Origin of the sequence: Pseudoxanthomonas sp., from assembly GCF_002863005.1 — a bacterium.
Taxonomy (GTDB): domain Bacteria; phylum Pseudomonadota; class Gammaproteobacteria; order Xanthomonadales; family Xanthomonadaceae; genus Pseudoxanthomonas_A.
In genome coordinates, this window is sequence record NZ_PKDG01000008.1 from 142,212 (window position 1) to 156,599 (window position 14,388).

Genomic DNA, 14,388 nt, shown 5'->3' on the forward strand with positions numbered 1-14,388 from the left:
GGTCGCCCTGCTCGCCAGTTGCGCGACCACGCCGGGCACGAGCCCCGTCACATCGTCCGCACGCTTCGCCCCCGCGTTCGCCAATGCCGCCACGCTGGCCCGCCAGGACAGTGCCCTCACCGGTCAGGCGCGCAGCGACAACGCACGCGAAATCGACCGCCTGCTCGCCACGCTCGACGACGCCACCCTCACCCGCGACGCCGCGGCCCTGCCGGTGGGCGACCCGCTGTACAACTTCGCCGGCCGCGCGCTGCAGCGCCGCGGACTGCCGCTGCCGCGCCCGTTCGATCGTGGCGCCCAGTGGCGCTTCGACGCCGGCAACCGTCCGCCCGCCGAGGCGGACGGATACCGCCCGCCGGTGAAGCTGGCCGTGCTGTTGCCGCTGTCCGGCAACCTCGCCACGGCTGCTGCGCCCGTCCGCGATGGCCTGCTGGCCGGCTATTACGGTGAGCGTCGCCGTCGCCCCGACATCCAGTTCTACGACACCACCGGCACCGCCGCGGGCGCGACCGCGGCGTATGCGCGCGCGACCGCCGAGGGCGCTGACTTCGTGGTCGGCCCGCTGGGTCGGGACGAAGTAAGCGCGCTGTTCCAGCAGCCCCAGCTCGCCACCCCGCTGCTGGTGCTCAACCGCGGCACCGTGAGCGTGCCGGACGGCAATGCCGGCTTCTCGCTGGCGCCCGAAGACGACGGGATCGCGGCCGCCGAATACCTGTTCGCACGCGAGCGCCGCGCGGCGCTGGTCATCGAGGGCAGCGACGACAATGGCCGTCGCGCATCGCAGGCCTTCGCCACGCGCTTCGCCGAGCGCGGCGGCAAGGTCACCCGCGTGGTGCGCGTGCAGGACGTACCGGGCGATCTGTCGGCCGCGCTGGCCACCGCGTCGCAGGAAGGCGCCGATGCCGTGTTCCTGGCCGTGCGCGGCAGCACGGCCCGCGCGCTGACGCCGCAACTGGCCCTGGCCGGCCTGGGCGGCAAGACGCGCGTGGGGACGTCGCAGCTCACCTCGGGGACGGGCAAGCCGGAAGAAGACATGGCGCTCGATGGCATCGCCTTCCCGACCGAAGCCTGGACCTCGCGCGGCGTGCCGGCCCTGCCTGCCGCCAGCGTCACCGGAGAGCGCGTCCCGACCGCACGCGGTCCTGCCGCGCGCCTGTTCGCGTTCGGCTACGACGCCTGGCTGCTGACGGCCTACCTGGAAAAGCTGGCGACCGGCGCGAATGCCGAGATCCGCGGCGCCACCGGACGCCTGCAACTGGACGGGTTCGGCAACGTGGTGCGTACGCCGTCATGGTCGACCTTCACCGGCGGACGCGCCGCACCGATCGCGGATGGCGGTTGATCGCCGCGCGCGCGGGCAGGCCGTCGAGGCCGCGGCCCGCGCGCTGCTGCGGCGTGCCGGCCTGACCGATATTGCCGCCAATGCGGCGTACCGCGGCGGCGAACTGGACCTGGTGATGCACGACGCCACCCGACCGGGCATGCCGTCGGTGGTGTTCGTGGAAGTGCGCTATCGCCAATCGCAGGCGTTTGGTGGCGGCAGCGCCTCGGTCGATATCGGCAAGCGCCGCCGCCTGGTGCACGCCGCGCACCGCTTCCTGCAGGACCACCCCGCGCTCGCCGACGCACCCTGCCGCTTCGACGTGATCGATGCGCAGGGCGATCCGGCGTCACCGCACCTCGAATGGATCCGCGATGCGTTCCGCGCGGACGAGATCTGACCGCCCGGCACCATGGACCCTCGCCTCCCTCCCGCAGTGCACGATGCTCTTGCCGCCCGGCTTGGCGATGGCTGGTTGACCGGCGAGGCCTGTCGCCCCTTCGGCGGCGATGACTCGCGACGTTGGGCCATGCCGGCGGCCGTGGCGTTGCCGCGTACGCAGGAAGATGTCGTCGCGATCGTGCGCGCCTGCCGCGAACATCGCGTGCCGATCGTCGCGCGCGGCGCGGGCACGGGCACGACTGGCGCAGCCGTACCGACACAAGGTGGCGTGGTGGTGTCGTTCGCACGCATGAACCGCGTGGTCGAAGTGCGCGCAGCCGACCGTTGCGTGGTGGTGCAGCCGGGCGTCCTCAACGGCGACCTTCAGCACGCGCTCGCGCCGCACGGCCTGTTCTGGCCGCCGGACCCCTCCAGTGCCGAGACCTGCAGCGTCGGCGGCAACCTCGCCACGAATGCCGGCGGACCGCGCGCAGTGAAGTACGGCACTGCGCGCGACAACGTGCTGGGGCTGGTCGCGGTCACTGGCACGGGCGAACTGATCCGCTGCGGCGGCGCTTACACCAAGGACGCCACCGGCTACGACCTGACCCACCTGATCGTCGGCAGCGAAGGCACGCTCGCGCTGATCGTCGAAGCGACGCTCAAGCTCGCGCCGCGACCGCACGCGCAAGCCGGCCTGCGCGTGCTCTATCGCGACGCGGCCACAGCCGCTGCTGCCGTGTCCCGCATCATGGCGCGGCCGACGACGCCCACGATGCTGGAGTTCATGGATGGCAGCGCCATCGCATTGATCCGCCGCAACGGCAGCGATGTACCGGAAGCCGGCGCCATGTTGCTGGTCGAAGCCGACGGCGACGACGACACGCTGCCCTATGCGCTGCAGGCACTGGCTGACGCGGCGGAGGGCGACGGCATGATCGCGCTGGACGTGGCACAGGACGGTACTGCACGCGACCGGCTGTGGGCCGCACGCCGTGCGCTTTCGCCGGCACTGCGCACGATCAAGCCCGGCAAGATCAACGAAGACGTGGTGGTACCGGTATCGCGCATCCCCGATCTGGTGGCCGCCATGGAGACGCTGGCGTCGGACGTGGACCTGCCCATCGTCGTGTTCGGCCATGCCGGCAACGGCAACCTGCACGTCAACATCATGTACGACGACGGCGATGCCGCCGAGACGGCGCGTGCGCACGCCGCATTGCCGAAGGTCTTCGCTCAGGTGCTGGCGCTGGGCGGCACGCTGTCGGGCGAACACGGCATCGGCCTGAGCAAGCGCGATTTCATGGCGGAGGCGTTCAACGCGGCGACGCTCAATGCGATGCGGGCGATCAAGCTCGCGCTGGATACCGACGGGATCCTCAATCCGGGCAAGGTGCTGCCGCCACCCTCATCCCTTTGTAGGAGCGACGTAAGTCGCGACCGCACGTCGTCAGCGTTCGTCGACCATCAAGGAACGGGCAACGGATAGCCAGCGTGCTGCCGGCGGTTTGCGGGGCACGCAGGGGTCGCGGTCGCGACTTACGTCGCTCCTACAAGGGCATCAGGACTCGGAAAAGTGATCGTAGCCGCGACGCGGCGGCGTCCATGGCTCGCCATCGGCGCGCACGGGATGCACGCCCTCGCCCGCCCCCATGCGGCCGATCCGGGTGATCCGCAGATCGAGCCGGGATGCCAGCGCCGCGATGCCGGCACGCGCGTCGGCAGGCGCCGTGAAACAGAGTTCGTAGTCGTCGCCACCACTCGCCTGCATCGGCAAGCGCGTGACCGCGTCGAACGTCGCGCACAAGGCATCGGACGCCGGCAGCGCATCGATCTCGACCCGCGCGCCCAGTCCGCTACGCACAGCGACATGACCGAGATCGGCCAGCAATCCGTCAGAAACATCCACGCATGCGCTTGCAAGTCCGACGAGCGCGCGACCTGCTTCCATGCGCGGCGTTGGCCGGTCCAGGCGCACCCGCAGTGCATCGACAGGCGTGCGTTCCAGCAGCGCCAGCGCGCCGGCCGCATCGCCCAGCGTGCCGGTCACCCAGATGTCGTCGCCGACACGTGCGCCATCTCGCCGCAGCGCGCGTCCGGGTTCGACGAACCCCATCGCGGTGACCGACACCGACAGCGGACCGCGCGTCGTATCGCCGCCCACCAGCACGATGCCGTGGTGGGCCGCCAGCGCGGCGAAGCCATCGAGGAAGCCGTCGATCCACGCCGGGTCGGACTGCGGCAACGACAGCGACAGCGTGCACCACGCGGGGTCGGCACCCATCGAAGCGAGATCGGAGAGGTTCACCGCCAGCGCCTTCCAGCCGATATCGGCCGCCCGCGTGCCACGGGGAAAATGGATGCCGTCGTTCAACGTGTCGGCGGTGACCACCAGTTGTCGGCCGGGTGGCGGCGCGAGCAGGGCCGCGTCGTCACCGATGCCCAGCACGACATCGGCGCGCGTGCCTGCGCGGGCACGGATGCGGGCGATCAGATCGAATTCGCCGGCGCCCATGACGGCGTCAGTCGCGCGACCGCGCGAAATCGACCGCGGACTGGATGGCCGCGCGCGCCTGCGGGCTGTTCTTCCAGCAGGTGGATCCCGTCAGGCCTGCGGCACTGACGACGATCTCCGAGGGTTCGGTGGCGGCCAGTTGCCGCAGCGAAGCGATTCCCATCTGCTCGAGCCGTTGCACCACGGTGGGCCCGACGCCCTTCAGCGCGAGCAAAGCGTCACGTTCTTCTGCAGGGAACCGGGCGTTGCCGCCGTGCACGTCAGCGGCGCGCCTGCGCCTCGGCGGACCGCCATTCGATGGCGGCGTGGTCGAGGACGCCGTTGATGTAGGTGTGCCCGTGCTCGGAACCGAAGCGCTTGGCGGTTTCGATGGCTTCGTTCAGTACCACGCGATACGGCACGTCGAGGCGGTGGATCAGTTCGTAGGCAGCGATGCGCAGTACGGCGCGCTCGATGGGGTCCACTTCTTCGACGGCACGATCGAGGAAGGGCAGCAGCGCTTCGTCCAGCGACGCACGGTGCCGCACGACGCCGCGCACCAGGTCCTCGAAGTACTCGAGGTCGGCGATCTCGTGCGCCTGCTCGTGCGCGAACTGCGCGATGACCTGGCCGACTTCGCCGCCCGACATCTGCCATGCGTAGACGGCCTGCAGGGCGCGGCGGCGTGCGCGTGCGCGCGTGACCGGATCGACGCCGTCCTTGCGCTGGGGATGATGTTGTCGGCTCACGTGGGCTCCTGCGATGTCCTGGGTTACGGCAACTGTTCCAGCAACTGCGCCATCTCGATGGCGGCCAGTGCGGCTTCTTCGCCCTTGTTGCCATGGCTGCCACCGGCACGCGCTTCGGCATCCTCGATGCGCTCGACCGCCAGCACGCCGTTGAGCACCGGCACGCCGGTGTCCAGCTGTACGCGCATCAGGCCTTCGGCACAACGATCGGCGACGTGTTCGTAGTGGCGCGTGTCGCCACGGATCACGCAGCCCAGCGCAATGAGGGCGGCATGGTCGCCCGAGGCGGCCAGCCGCGCGGCGGCAAGCGGGATCTCCCACGCACCGGGCACCCGTACCACGTCGATCATGTCCTCGCCCACGCCGTTGCCGGCCAGGCTCTGGCGCGCGCCGGCCACCAGCACATCGGTGATGCGCGGGTTCCAGCGGCTGGCGATGATCGCGAAGCGGGCGCCGTCGGGCGCGCGCAGATCGCCTTCGTAATGGGACATGGCGGGTTCCTTGGGGGTGGGGAAGTCTACCAGCCGGGGCGGGCGGCCGGTCTGCCGAGGCCGGTCAGGGCTGGACGTACTCGACCACGTCGAGCCCGAACCCGGCCAGGCCGACCTGGCGGCGCGGGGTGCCCAGCACGCGCAGCCGGCCCAGGCCGAGGTCGGCCAGGATCTGCGCACCGGCGCCGTTGCGACGCCACTGCCCCACATCCTTGGCGTTTGCACGCACCTCGGGTTGTTTGCGCAGGCGGGCCAGCAGCGCCTCGGCGTTGCGGGGCTCGGAGAGCACCACCATCACGCCCTGCCCTTCCGCCGCGATCGCGCGCAGCGCATCGGTCGCGTGCACGCCGAAATCGTCGCGGCGCCAGTGCAGCAGATCGCTCAACGGGTTCTCCACCTGCACGCGTACCAGCGTGGGCGAGTCCTTGCTTGGCGTACCACGGACCAGGGCGAAATGCAGGTCATGGGCGATGCGGTCGCGATAGGTCACCAGCCGGAACGGACCGAACTCGGTCTCGATGTCGCGCGCGTCGATGCGCTCCACGGTGTGCTCGGTGGCCAGGCGATAGGCGATCAGGTCGGCGATCGATCCCATCTTCAGGCCGTGCTCGCGCGCGAACACTTCCAACTGCGGACGTCGCGCCATGGTGCCGTCCGGGTTCAGCACTTCGACCAGCACACCGGCCGGCTCCAGGCCCGCGAGCAGCGGCAGGTCGCTGGCGGCTTCGGTATGGCCGGCGCGGGTGAGCACACCGCCGGGCTGGGCGATCAGCGGGAAGATGTGGCCGGGTTGGCTGAGGTCGGTGGGTTTCGCATCGGGACGCACCGCGGTACGCACCGTGTGTGCGCGGTCGTAGGCGGAGATGCCGGTGGTGACGCCCTCGGCGGCCTCGATGCTGACGGTGAAGTTGGTATGGAACTGCGCCGTGTTCGTCTGCACCATCGGCGCCAGGCCCAGTTGCGTGCAGCGTTCGCGGGTCAGCGACAGGCAGACCAGGCCGCGCGCGTGGGTGACCATGAAGTTGATGTCGGACGGCTTGACCAGCTCGGCCGCCATGATCAGGTCGCCTTCGTTCTCGCGGTCCTCGTCGTCGACGATGACGACCATGCGGCCGTTGCGGATTTCTTCCAGCAATTCGGGAATCGGGGCGAAGTTCATGCGCCGCTCCTCTCGCCCAGCAGGCGCTCGACGTAGCGCGCGACCAGGTCGATTTCCAGGTTCATCGCATCGCCGACGGCGGCCTGCGAGAACGCGGTGTGCGCCACCGTGTGCGGGATCAGCGCGACCTCGAATCCTTCGCCGTCCACTTCGTTGACCGTCAGGCTCACGCCATCGACGCAGATCGAGCCCTTCTTCGCGATGTACTTCAACAGCGGCGCCGGGGCGGCGAATCGCCAGCGCTGCGCGCGCGCATCCTCGTGCACGGACAGCACGCGGCCGACGCCGTCGACATGGCCGCTGACCAGGTGGCCGCCGAGGCGGTCGGTGGGGCGCATCGCCCGCTCCAGGTTCACCAGCGCGCCTGCGGCCAGGCCGCCGAGCGTCGTCAGCGAGAGGGTTTCGGTGGAGGCGTCGGCCTGGAAGCTGGCGGCGTCGAACGCGATCACGGTCAGGCATACACCGTTGACCGCGATGCTCTCGCCCGGCCGCACCGCGTCGAACGGCAGCGTCCCCACGGCCACGGTCAGTCGGACGTCGCCGCCCACGGGTTCAAGCGCTGCGATGCGGCCGACGCCTTCGATGATGCCGGTGAACATCAGCAGGCCTCCTGCAGGAGGACGGGGAAAGCGGTGGGAAGCGTGGAAGGCATGCAACGTCTCTCGCGAAAGCAAAGCGGAGACGCCTCCGGGCGCGAAGGCAGGCGCACGACGCCGCGCTTCCGCGCGGTTCGGCGATGCCGTCTTCTTTCATCCGGACTATGACCGTCGGCTCCGGCATCTGACCGGATCTGCTGACCCTTCGGCGGCTTTGGCGAGTCCGCACGGGAACGTGCGGACTCTTGCGGGGTAATCGCATGCCGCCCAAGGCGCTCGCGGGCTCGTCGCTGGGCGACCTACCGCCGGTGGGGAATCGCACCCCGCCCTGAAGACGTCGTTGGTGGTATGCCGGCGGACCGGCCCGCGCATTCTACACGCCGCACCCGGCACCCGCCGGCGAACGGAGTGTTCCGCGGGATGTCAGGCCGGCTTGCGGCGCAGGTGCAGGATCAGCGGCCAGCGCATGGTGCGCACCCGCTGCGGATCGCCCCAGACCTCGGCCAGGGCGGGCGTGTGCGCGTAGACCGGATCCTCGCCCGTGGCCGCGCGATAACTGCCGGTGGCGGACAGGCTGCCGAAATACCCCAGCAGCGTGGGCAGGTTCCATTCCGCGGTCAGCCACAGGCGGGGCGTCGGGACGAACTCGAACGGCCACACGTAGTCGCCGTAGCCCAGGTCCACGTCGGCGCGTTCCGGCGGCCAGTACGGGTCGATGTCGTCGCGGACCTTCTCGGCGACCTCGGCCAGGTCGTCTTCGAAAATGATGTCCTGGTAGGTCCAGGCCGCCAGCACGCCGCCGGGACGCAGCACGCGCTCGCAGGCGGCGAAGAAGCGGTAGCGGTCGAACCAGTGCAGCGCCTGCGCCACGGCGACCAGGTCCACGCTGGCGTCCGGCAACGCGGTCGTCTCCGCCGGTTCGACGGCGAGGCTGACGTTGCCGCCCGCCTGCCCGTGCGCCCAATGGCGCTCGATCTGTGCCGCGCTGGGGTCGGTGGCGTGCACGTGGGCGAAACGCGCGGCGAGCCCGCGCGTGGCCTGTCCACTGCCGGCCCCGGGCTCCCACACACGGGCGCTGGCGGGCACGGCGTCGGCGATCACGTCGTACAACGCATCGGGATACGTGGGGCGGGAAGCGACGTAAACGTCGGCGACCCCGGAAAAATGGTCCTTGAAGGCCACCATGGCGAGCGTCAGCGGGCAGGTTGCAGCAGGAGGCGGTGATCTTCGCCAATCATGCGGCTGTCCACAATCTCCAGCGTCAACCGCTCCGCCATCGCCTGGATGCCCAGGCCGCCGAACAGCGGCCGTGCCTGGTCGCCGAGCAGCATCGGTGCCACATACAACAGGACCTCGTCGGCCAGCCCCGCCGCCACGAACGCGCCTGCCAGCGTGGCCCCCGCTTCGGCATGCACTTCGTTGATGCCCCGGCCAGCCAGCAGTTCCAGCACGGCCTTCAGATCGAAATTGCTGCCGGTGGCCGGGGCGACCACGCGCTGGACATCGACATCGCGCGGCGGCTTGGCCTCGGCCGTGTGGACATAGAGCGTCGGTGCCTCGCCCTGGCGCACGTTGCCGCGCGCGACGGTGGCCAGGCCAGGGTCGAGCACCACCCGCAGCGGCGGCTCGAAGGCCGTGTCGTCACCGAAGCGCACGGTGAGCGACGGGTCGTCGGCCAGCACCGTGCCTGCCCCGGTGAGGATGGCGCCGGCGCGCGCCCGCCAGCGCATCACGTCGCGCCGCGATGCCTCGCCACTGATCCATTTGGAATCGCCGTTCGCCATCGCGGTACGACCGTCCAGGCTGGTAGCCAGCTTCACCCGCATCCACGGCCGGCCGCGCTCCACGCGCGACAGGAAGCCACGGTTCAGGCGTCGCGCCTGCGCTTCCATCAATCCGGCCTGCACCTCGATGCCCGCCGCGCGCAGGCGATCGAAACCCGCGCCATCCACCTGGGGAAACGGATCGCGCATCGCCGCGACCACGCGCGTCACCCCGGCGGCGACCAGCGCCTCCGCACATGGCCCGGTGCGGCCGGTATGCGCGCAGGGCTCCAGCGTGACGTACGCCGTCGCCCCCTTCGCCTGCTCTCCTGCCGCCTGCAGCGCGCACACCTCCGCATGCGGACCGCCGGCCTTCTGGTGCCAGCCTTCTCCGACGACCTGTGCACCCTGCGCGATCACGCAGCCCACCATCGGGTTCGGCCGCGTGGTGTAGGCACCGCGCTCGGCCAACCGCAGCGCCCGCGCCATGCACTGGTGGTCGAACGCGGAAAAGGCGGTATCGGTCATGCGTCGTCACGCTGCATCGGAAGGGGCGACAGTATGCGCCACGCGCTCGGCCGGCCGGATCGACATCACGACGACCGGGGTGCCGTGCAGCGACGTGCGCTCTTCCACTTGCCACCCGAGCGAGGCATAGAAGCTCTCGTGCCACAGGGTGAACAGGCGAAGCAACGCCACACCCTCACGCGCGGCATGCGCGACCGCTGCCTCGACCAGCACGCGTCCGCCGCCGCGGCCCCGCGCTTCGGGCGATACGAACAGGCTGCCCAACCACGGACTGCCACGATCCTGCAGCGCAGGCGCGTCCTCGACCAGCAGGCTGACCGACCCCAGCAGCTCCTTTCCGTCCATCAGCAGCAGCGTGGTCGGTACCGACGCGCGCGTCGCATGATCCGCCAACTCAGCCGTGGCGGCATCCAGCGTCCAGTCGTCGTATAGCCCGCCCCATTCCTGATGGTGCCAGCGCGCGAGCGTTTCGATGCACGCGGTGTGCCGCCCGATCGCCTCGATGCGCACGCTCAGCGCTTCTTGTTCTTGTCCGCGTGCTTGTCGAACGGCACCACGTCGCCGCTCAACAGGGACAGTTGGCCGGCGGCGGGAAGATCGCGTTCCAGCTTCTCGATCTCGTCGCGGAAATCGGCCACATCCTCGAAGCTGCGGTACACCGAGGCGAAGCGCACATACCCGACATGGTCGAGCTTGCGCAGCTCGCCCATGACGAACTCGCCGATCTTGCGCGAGGCGATTTCGCGCTCACCGCTCATGCGGATGGCATGGATCACCGCCCGCACGGCGGCCTCGATCTGTTCTTCGGATACCGGCCGCTTCTGCAGCGCACGGTCGAAACCGGCGCGCAGCTTGCGCGCATCGAAGGTGTCGCGACGGCCATCGCCCTTGATGACCGCCGGCAGCTTGATCTCGATGTTCTCCAGCGTCGAGAACCGCTCCCCGCACGCCTCGCACTCCCGACGACGACGGATCGTCGCGCCGTCTTCGGAAACGCGCGAATCGATCACTCGAGTATCGGTGTGCTGGCAGAAGGGGCAGTGCATCTTCGTCGGTCAGCCGTAGACCGGGTACTTCCGGCACTGCGCGGTGACGTTGTCACGCACCTTGGCAAGCACCGCTTCGTCGCTCGGCGCGTCGAGCACGTCGCAGATCCAGTTGGCCAGATCGATGCAGTCCTGTTCGCCATAGCCACGCGTGGTCACGGCCGGGGTGCCGATGCGCAGGCCCGAGGTCACGAAGGGCTTGCGCGGATCGTTCGGCACGGAGTTCTTGTTGACCGTGATGTGCGCCTTGCCCAGGGCTTCTTCCGCGTCCTTGCCGCTGACGTCCTTGCCGATCATGTCGACCAGCATCAGGTGGTTCTCGGTGCCGCCGGAGACGATCTTGTAGCCGCGCGCGATGATCGTCTTCGCCATCGCCTGGGCGTTCTTCACGACCTGCGCCTGGTAGCTCTTGAACTCCGGCTCCAGCGCCTCCTTGAAGGCCACGGCCTTGGCCGCGATGACGTGCATCAGCGGACCACCCTGGATGCCCGGGAAGACGATGCTCTGCAGCTTCTTCTCGATCTCCTCGCCCGCCGGCCCCAAACCAGCACGACTGGCCACGATGATGCCGCCGCGCGGGCCGCGCAGCGTCTTGTGGGTGGTCGAGGTCACCACGTGCGCATGCGGCAGCGGATTCGGATAGACGCCGGCGGCGACCAGGCCCGCCACGTGCGCCATGTCGACGAAGAGGTAGGCGCCGACCTTGTCGGCGATGGCGCGGAAACGTGCCCAGTCCACCACCTGCGAATAGGCGGAGAAGCCGGCCACGACCATCTTCGGCTTGTGCTCCAGCGCCAGCTTCTCGACTTCGTCGTAGTCGATCAGGCCTTGGTCGTTCACGCCGTACTGGACGGCGTTGAAGATCTTGCCCGAGGCGTTGACCTTGGCGCCGTGGGTCAGGTGGCCGCCGTGGGCCAGGCTCATGCCCAGGATGGTGTCGCCCGGCTGCAGCAGGGCGAAGTACACGGCCTGGTTGGCCTGCGAGCCGGAATGCGGCTGCACGTTGGCGTAGTCGGCGCCGAACAGCTGCTTCACGCGGTCGATCGCCAGTTGCTCGGCGATGTCGACGTACTCGCAGCCGCCGTAGTAGCGCTTGTGCGGGTAACCCTCGGCGTACTTGTTGGTCAGCACGCTGCCCTGGGCCTCTAACACGCGGGGGCTGGCGTAGTTCTCGCTGGCGATCAGCTCGACGTGATCCTCCTGCCGGCGCGCCTCATGGGCGATGGCCTGGGCCAGTTCGGGATCGTAGGTTTCGATGCGGGCGTCGCGCGGGAACATCGGGTCTCCGGGGCAGGTCGGGCGGGAGGACCGATTGTAGCCCGCCCCGCCCCTGGCCACCCTGCCCCGGAAAAGGAAAAGCGCGCCGGAGCGCGCTTTTCGGGGCATCGTGCCCGCTGGCTCAGTGGTGCAGCAGCAGGTCGGCGATGATGCCGGTGGCGATGGCGACCATCAGCAGGTTGCCGCGGTCGTCGCGCACCCAGTGGTAACCGCGGGGAGGATGGCGCACGTGGTAGCGGTTGTAGTCGTTCACCACGTAGACCGGGCCGCGGTAGTAGTCCCGGTAACGCTGGCCCTTGGCCCAGCGGTGGTAGCTGGGCGGTGCCGGGCGATAGACGACGCGAGGCGGCGCGTAATAGCGCCGGTCGTCGTAGCGACGGCCATCGTGGTAGCCGTGACGGTAGGCCTGGCGCTGGTCGCGGTAGTCGCGGCGGTCGTCCCGGCGATCCTCACGCCAGTCGCGGCGATCGTCCCGACGGTCGTCGCGGCGATCATGGTGGCTGGAGCGGTCCCGGTCGCGACCGCGATCGTGGTCGCGTGCAAGCACGGGGGCGGTGACGGCGAAGGCGAGGATGGCGCAGGCCATGCTCTGGAAAAGACGCTTGGTATTCATGGAAAGCCCTCTGTGTGGCACGTGGCTCCCATCATGCGGATCACATCTGAACCGATTCCCGCTGGAAAACGGTTACGGCCACGTCAACGCCATGTTGGCGAAACGTATTCAGCCAGCGGTCGGGCGGGCCGGAGCGGCTATAATCGCCGCCTTCCCCTTTGCCTCCCCGCCCGCCGTCGCCCGGCCGGGCGCCGGGGCCTGCGTACCGGAGCCAGCATGTCCTCGCAATACATCTACACCATGAACCGGGTCAGCAAGGTGGTCCCGCCGAAGCGGCAGATCATCAAGGACATCTCGCTGTCGTTCTATCCGGGCGCGAAGATCGGTCTGCTGGGTCTCAACGGCGCGGGCAAGTCCACGGTGCTGAAGATCATGGCCGGCGTGGACAAGGATTTCGAAGGCGAAGCCCGCCCGCAGCCGGGTATCAAGGTCGGCTACCTGGCGCAGGAGCCGGAGCTGAACCCCGAACACACCGTCCGCCAGGCCGTCGAGGAAGGCGTGGGCGACGTGCTGCAGGCCCAGGCGGCGCTGGAAGCGGTCTACGCCGCGTATGCCGAGGAAGGTGCAGACTTCGACGCCCTCGCCAAGGAGCAGGAGCGCCTGGAAGCCATCCTCGCCGCCGGTGACGCCCACACGCTGGAGAACCAGCTGGACGTAGCCGCCGACGCGCTGCGCCTGCCGCCGTGGGATGCGATCGTCGGCAAGCTGTCCGGCGGTGAGAAGCGTCGCGTCGCCCTTTGCCGCCTGCTGCTGCAGAAGCCGGACATGCTGCTGCTCGACGAACCGACCAACCATCTGGACGCCGAGTCCGTCGAATGGCTGGAACAGTTCCTCGCCCGCTACACCGGCACCGTGGTGGCGGTCACCCACGACCGCTATTTCCTCGACAACGCCGCCGAGTGGATCCTCGAACTGGACCGCGGCCGCGGCATTCCGTGGAAGGGCAACTACACCGACTGGCTGGTCCAGAAGGACGAGCGCCTGAAGCAGGAAGACAACCAGGAAAAGGCCCGTCAGAAGGCCATCCAGAAGGAACTGGAGTGGTCGCGCCAGAACGCCAAGGGCGGCCGTTCCAAGGGCAAGGCCCGTCTGGCCCGCCTGGAAGAGCTGCAGTCGGTCGACTACCAGCGCCGCAACGAGACCAACGAGATCTTCATCCCGCCGGGCGAGCGCCTGGGCAACTCGGTGATCGAGTTCAAGAACGTGTCCAAGAAGTTCGGCGACCGCCTGCTGATCGACAACCTGAGCTTCCTGGTGCCCGGCGGCGCGATCGTCGGCATCATCGGCCCGAACGGCGCCGGCAAGTCGACACTGTTCAAGATGATCACCGGGCAGGAGAAGCCGGATTCCGGCGAGATCATCAAGGGCCCGACCGTGCAGCTGGCCTACGTTGACCAGAGCCGCGACAAGCTGGAAGGCAACCACAATGTCTTCCAGGAAATCTCGGGCGGCCTGGACATCCTCAACATCAACGGCGTGGAGATCCAGTCGCGCGCGTACATCGGCCGCTTCAACTTCAAGGGCCAGGACCAGCAGAAGATGGTGGGCTCGCTGTCCGGCGGTGAACGCGGCCGCCTGCACATGGCCAAGACGCTGCTGCAGGGCGGCAACGTGCTGCTGCTCGACGAACCCTCCAACGACCTGGACATCGAAACCCTGCGTGCGCTGGAAGACGCGCTGCTGGAATTCCCCGGCAATACCTTCGTCATTTCGCACGACCGCTGGTTCCTGGACCGCATCGCCACGCACATCCTCGCCTTCGAAGGCGATTCGCACGTGGAGTTCTTTCAGGGCAATTACCGCGAGTACGAGGAAGACAAGAAGCGTCGCCTGGGCGAGGAAGGCGCGCGTCCGCACCGCCTGCGGTTCAAGGCGCTGAAGTAAGGCGTCGCGTCCGAGACGTAAAAAAGCCCGCCGATCGGCGGGCTTTTTTACTCCTAGCATGCAACAAAGGTCGACCACATCCCCG

The 14,388-nt window shown here is 69.0% G+C and carries 14 protein-coding genes, 2 pseudogenes and 1 riboswitch; of the genes and pseudogenes, 4 read left to right on the forward strand and 12 right to left on the reverse strand.

The features are described 5' to 3' along the window. Window positions 1-85: 85 nt before the first annotated feature. The 3 genes and pseudogenes from CYU89_RS01770 to CYU89_RS01780 all read left to right on the forward strand — a co-directional run. Window positions 86-1,342, forward strand: a pseudogene (locus tag CYU89_RS01770) (penicillin-binding protein activator); the annotation flags it as partial. Next, a complete protein-coding gene (locus CYU89_RS01775; protein ID WP_296278490.1) occupies window positions 1,332-1,721 on the forward strand; it encodes a YraN family protein in 390 nt (129 codons plus the stop codon). The pseudogene CYU89_RS01770 and the gene CYU89_RS01775, both read left to right, overlap by 11 nt. Window positions 1,722-1,733: 12 nt before the next feature. After that, window positions 1,734-3,104 (forward strand): annotated as a pseudogene (locus CYU89_RS01780) (FAD-linked oxidase C-terminal domain-containing protein); the annotation flags it as partial. 159 nt (window positions 3,105-3,263) lie between these two features. On the opposite strand, the gene thiL reads toward CYU89_RS01780, so the two are convergent. From thiL to CYU89_RS01840, 12 genes are all read right to left on the reverse strand, one after another. After that, window positions 3,264-4,217, reverse strand: coding sequence for a thiamine-phosphate kinase (gene thiL / locus CYU89_RS01785; protein WP_296278491.1), 954 nt, complete (start codon window positions 4,215-4,217; stop codon window positions 3,264-3,266). Between the two features lie 7 nt (window positions 4,218-4,224). Next, a complete protein-coding gene (locus CYU89_RS01790; RefSeq protein ID WP_296278492.1) occupies window positions 4,225-4,431 on the reverse strand; it encodes a helix-hairpin-helix domain-containing protein in 207 nt (68 codons plus the stop codon). A 46-nt stretch (window positions 4,432-4,477) separates the two neighbouring features. After that, a complete protein-coding gene (gene nusB, locus CYU89_RS01795; protein WP_296278493.1) occupies window positions 4,478-4,945 on the reverse strand; it encodes a transcription antitermination factor NusB in 468 nt (155 codons plus the stop codon). A gap of 23 nt (window positions 4,946-4,968) precedes the next feature. After that, window positions 4,969-5,436: a 6,7-dimethyl-8-ribityllumazine synthase gene (gene ribH / locus CYU89_RS01800; protein WP_296278494.1), complete on the reverse strand. Its 468-nt coding sequence runs from the start codon at window positions 5,434-5,436 to the stop codon at window positions 4,969-4,971. 64 nt (window positions 5,437-5,500) lie between these two features. Further along, window positions 5,501-6,595, reverse strand: coding sequence for a 3,4-dihydroxy-2-butanone-4-phosphate synthase (gene ribB / locus CYU89_RS01805; protein WP_296278495.1), 1,095 nt, complete (start codon window positions 6,593-6,595; stop codon window positions 5,501-5,503). Next, entirely contained in the window at window positions 6,592-7,194 is a 603-nt protein-coding gene (locus tag CYU89_RS01810) for a riboflavin synthase (protein WP_296278496.1), read from the reverse strand. The genes ribB and CYU89_RS01810 overlap by 4 nt, the downstream gene beginning before the upstream one ends. Before the next feature lie 138 nt (window positions 7,195-7,332). Further along, window positions 7,333-7,531: riboswitch (FMN riboswitch) on the reverse strand. Window positions 7,532-7,614: 83 nt separating this feature from the next. Next, window positions 7,615-8,376, reverse strand: a complete 762-nt coding sequence (locus CYU89_RS01815; RefSeq protein WP_296278497.1) for a class I SAM-dependent methyltransferase — start codon at window positions 8,374-8,376, stop codon at window positions 7,615-7,617. An 8-nt stretch (window positions 8,377-8,384) separates the two neighbouring features. Then, window positions 8,385-9,482: a bifunctional diaminohydroxyphosphoribosylaminopyrimidine deaminase/5-amino-6-(5-phosphoribosylamino)uracil reductase RibD gene (gene ribD, locus CYU89_RS01820; protein ID WP_296278498.1), complete on the reverse strand. Its 1,098-nt coding sequence runs from the start codon at window positions 9,480-9,482 to the stop codon at window positions 8,385-8,387. Between the two features lie 6 nt (window positions 9,483-9,488). Continuing rightward, the gene (locus CYU89_RS01825; protein ID WP_296278499.1) at window positions 9,489-9,992 is read right to left on the reverse strand and encodes a GNAT family N-acetyltransferase; all 504 of its coding nucleotides are present in this window, start codon (window positions 9,990-9,992) and stop codon (window positions 9,489-9,491) included. A gap of 2 nt (window positions 9,993-9,994) precedes the next feature. Continuing rightward, window positions 9,995-10,528 carry a transcriptional regulator NrdR gene (nrdR, locus tag CYU89_RS01830; RefSeq protein WP_296278500.1) on the reverse strand — a complete coding sequence of 178 codons (534 nt, stop codon included), beginning with the start codon at window positions 10,526-10,528 and terminating at the stop codon, window positions 9,995-9,997. A gap of 9 nt (window positions 10,529-10,537) precedes the next feature. Then, entirely contained in the window at window positions 10,538-11,806 is a 1,269-nt protein-coding gene (gene glyA / locus CYU89_RS01835) for a serine hydroxymethyltransferase (protein ID WP_296278501.1), read from the reverse strand. 121 nt (window positions 11,807-11,927) lie between these two features. Further along, complete coding sequence (locus CYU89_RS01840; RefSeq protein ID WP_296278502.1) at window positions 11,928-12,419, reverse strand: RcnB family protein; 492 nt, start codon at window positions 12,417-12,419, stop codon at window positions 11,928-11,930. A 216-nt stretch (window positions 12,420-12,635) separates the two neighbouring features. On the opposite strand from CYU89_RS01840, the gene ettA reads away from it, so the two are divergent. Continuing rightward, on the forward strand, window positions 12,636-14,303 hold the full coding sequence (gene ettA, locus CYU89_RS01845) for an energy-dependent translational throttle protein EttA (protein WP_296278503.1): 1,668 nt from the start codon (window positions 12,636-12,638) through the stop codon (window positions 14,301-14,303). Window positions 14,304-14,388 lie beyond the last annotated feature (85 nt).

Bases quoted from the DNA above. Each gene is read 5' to 3' on its own strand.
- CYU89_RS01775 (WP_296278490.1), top strand. From the start codon at position 1,332: ATGGCGGTTGATCGCCGCGCGCGCGGGCAGGCCGTCGAGGCCGCGGCC.
- thiL (WP_296278491.1), bottom strand. From the start codon at position 4,217: ATGGGCGCCGGCGAATTCGATCTGATCGCCCGCATCCGTGCCCGCGCA.
- ribH (WP_296278494.1), bottom strand. From the start codon at position 5,436: ATGTCCCATTACGAAGGCGATCTGCGCGCGCCCGACGGCGCCCGCTTC.
- ribB (WP_296278495.1), bottom strand. From the start codon at position 6,595: ATGAACTTCGCCCCGATTCCCGAATTGCTGGAAGAAATCCGCAACGGC.
- CYU89_RS01810 (WP_296278496.1), bottom strand. From the start codon at position 7,194: ATGTTCACCGGCATCATCGAAGGCGTCGGCCGCATCGCAGCGCTTGAA.
- CYU89_RS01815 (WP_296278497.1), bottom strand. From the start codon at position 8,376: ATGGTGGCCTTCAAGGACCATTTTTCCGGGGTCGCCGACGTTTACGTC.
- ribD (WP_296278498.1), bottom strand. From the start codon at position 9,482: ATGACCGATACCGCCTTTTCCGCGTTCGACCACCAGTGCATGGCGCGG.
- nrdR (WP_296278500.1), bottom strand. From the start codon at position 10,528: ATGCACTGCCCCTTCTGCCAGCACACCGATACTCGAGTGATCGATTCG.
- glyA (WP_296278501.1), bottom strand. From the start codon at position 11,806: ATGTTCCCGCGCGACGCCCGCATCGAAACCTACGATCCCGAACTGGCC.
- CYU89_RS01840 (WP_296278502.1), bottom strand. From the start codon at position 12,419: ATGAATACCAAGCGTCTTTTCCAGAGCATGGCCTGCGCCATCCTCGCC.
- ettA (WP_296278503.1), top strand. From the start codon at position 12,636: ATGTCCTCGCAATACATCTACACCATGAACCGGGTCAGCAAGGTGGTC.